The sequence below is a fragment of the Pseudomonas sp. PGPPP1 genome, from assembly GCF_002255865.1.
Lineage (GTDB): Bacteria > Pseudomonadota > Gammaproteobacteria > Pseudomonadales > Pseudomonadaceae > Aquipseudomonas > Aquipseudomonas cremoris.
The window spans coordinates 1-2,226 of sequence record NZ_NKIG01000073.1; the positions used below are offsets into that span (position 1 = coordinate 1).

At 54.0% G+C, this 2,226-nt stretch carries 4 protein-coding genes and 2 tRNA genes; all 6 read left to right on the forward strand.

Going from position 1 to position 2,226, the window contains the following annotated elements; translation table 11 throughout:
- The first annotated feature begins 77 nt into the window (after positions 1-77).
- A complete protein-coding gene (gene tpiA, locus CFE47_RS31075; protein ID WP_286843009.1) occupies positions 78-833 on the forward strand; it encodes a triose-phosphate isomerase in 756 nt (251 codons plus the stop codon).
- Between the two features lie 4 nt (positions 834-837).
- Positions 838-1,221 (forward strand): preprotein translocase subunit SecG, encoded by a 384-nt coding sequence (gene secG, locus CFE47_RS31080; RefSeq protein WP_010206600.1) that lies wholly within the window; start codon positions 838-840, stop codon positions 1,219-1,221.
- Positions 1,222-1,243: 22 nt separating this feature from the next.
- A tRNA-Leu gene (locus CFE47_RS31085) sits at positions 1,244-1,329 on the forward strand.
- Between the two features lie 96 nt (positions 1,330-1,425).
- Positions 1,426-1,502 (forward strand) — tRNA-Met (locus CFE47_RS31090).
- 140 nt (positions 1,503-1,642) lie between these two features.
- A complete protein-coding gene (gene rimP / locus CFE47_RS31095) occupies positions 1,643-2,101 on the forward strand; it encodes a ribosome maturation factor RimP (protein ID WP_003235029.1) in 459 nt (152 codons plus the stop codon).
- 47 nt (positions 2,102-2,148) lie between these two features.
- Positions 2,149-2,226: hypothetical protein (locus CFE47_RS31100; RefSeq protein ID WP_286843014.1), on the forward strand; the 78-nt coding region annotated here is incomplete at its 3' end.

A 2,226-nucleotide genomic window follows, 5' to 3' on the forward strand; every position in this document is an offset into this window, starting at 1 on the left:
TTTGCGCCTGAATTCGGCTTGCCAGTGATGATGTGGTTGGGTAACATCTGCGCCCACTTTGACCGACGAGGTACAGCATGCGTCGCACTATGGTAGCTGGTAACTGGAAGATGCACGGTACCCGCGCCAGTGTCGCTGAGCTGATCAATGGCCTTCGTCACTTGGCCTTGCCTAGCGGTGTTGATATCGCGGTTTTCCCGCCTTGCTTGCATATCACCCAAGTGGTTGATGGCTTGAAAGGTAAGTCGATTCAGGTCGGCGCGCAGAATTCTGCGGTGGAAGCCATGCAAGGTGCGTTGACCGGTGAGGTTGCGCCGAGTCAGCTGCTTGATGCGGGTTGTTCCTATGTGCTTGTCGGGCACTCCGAGCGTCGTCAGATGATGGGCGAGCGTGATGGGGCACTCAATCGCAAGTTCGCAGCGGCACAGGCTTGCGGCTTGATTCCAGTGTTGTGCATAGGGGAGACCCTTGAGCAGCGTGAATCAGGCAAAACTCTAGAAGTTGTCTCGCGTCAGCTGGGCAGCATCATCGAGGAGCTGGGTGTTGGTGCGTTTGCAAAGGCAGTAATTGCTTACGAGCCGGTCTGGGCCATTGGCACTGGGCTGACTGCTACACCGCAACAGGCGCAGGATGTGCACGCAGCCATCCGCGCTCAGTTGGCGGCAGAGAATTCTGAAGTCGCACAAGGTGTGCGTCTTCTATACGGCGGCAGCGTGAAGGCGGCCAATGCGGTCGAACTGTTCGGCATGCCGGATATCGATGGGGGGCTCATTGGTGGAGCTTCCCTGAATGCAGATGAGTTCGGTGCGATTTGTCGCGCCGCGGGAAACTGAAAAAATGCTGGAAACAGTCGTAGTCGTTTTTCATCTGTTGGCTGCCCTGGGCGTAGTTGCCCTGGTTTTGTTGCAACAGGGTAAAGGTGCGGATGCTGGTGCGTCTTTCGGTGCAGGTGCTTCAAATACTGTGTTCGGAAGCCAAGGTTCCTCTACCTTTCTTAGTAAGTTTACTGCTATACTTGCCGCCGGTTTCTTCATAACCAGCTTGGGGTTAGGTTACTTTGCTAAAGAGAAGGCTCATGTGCTGACTCAAGTAGGTTTGCCAAACCCAGCAGTGTTGGAAGTACCAAAAGCAAAACCGGCTTCTGATGATGTCCCGGTGCTTCAAGAGCAAAAGTCGGCTACTCCAGCGACTGACGTACCTCCAGCTCAAGAGCAAAAGTAAGAAGGGTTTTAAACGCTGTATTGCCGAGGTGGTGGAATTGGTAGACACGCAACCTTGAGGTGGTTGTGCCCATAGGGTGTAGGGGTTCGAGTCCCCTTCTCGGTACCAATTATCAGGAGAGCCCGCTGTTGCGGGCTTTCTTGTAGGTGGAAGGTTACATTGACCCTGTAAGGGATCGGTCGTATACTTCCGCCCCAGCTTTGTCGCGGGGTGGAGCAGTCTGGTAGCTCGTCGGGCTCATAACCCGAAGGTCGTCGGTTCAAATCCGGCCCCCGCAACCAGTTTTAGCGGAGCCCCTTTTAAGGGGCTTTTTGTTAGCTGGACACTTTCAACGCCGCTGTTCGACGGCGTTTCAAGGATGGGCGTTTCGCCCATTTTTTTATTTTGCACAGCATGCACATACATGCACGAGGGGGTTCAGGTGTCGAGCAAGCTAGAAGAGTTGCAGGCCTTGCTGGCCCCGGTGGTCGTGGCCCTAGGCTATGAATGCTGGGGTATTGAGTTTTCGGCTCAAGGTCGCCACTCAATGTTGCGCGTTTATATCGATAAAGAGGGCGGTGTGCTGGTGGACGACTGTGCCATTGTCAGCCGCCAGATCAGCGGTGTCTTGGATGTTGAAGATCCGATCTCCGTTGAATACACCCTCGAAGTTTCCTCGCCAGGCATGGAACGCCCACTGTTCACTATTGATCAGTTTGCAAAATTTGCCGGTGAACAAGTGAAGATCAAGCTGCGATCTCCCTTTGAAGGGCGACGCAACTTTCAGGGCCTTCTGCGCGGTGTAGAAGAACAGGACGTCGTGGTGCAGGTAGAAGACCATGAATTCCTGTTGCCGATCGATATGATCGACAAGGCCAACATTATTCCCAGTTTTGACTGAGACGCGGATCCCGCGGATCCAATGGCTTGCGAAAGGCGAGGCGTACGATGAGCAAAGAAGTACTGCTGGTTGTTGAGTCGGTATCCAATGAAAAGGGCGTACCGGCAAACGTGATTTTTGAAGCG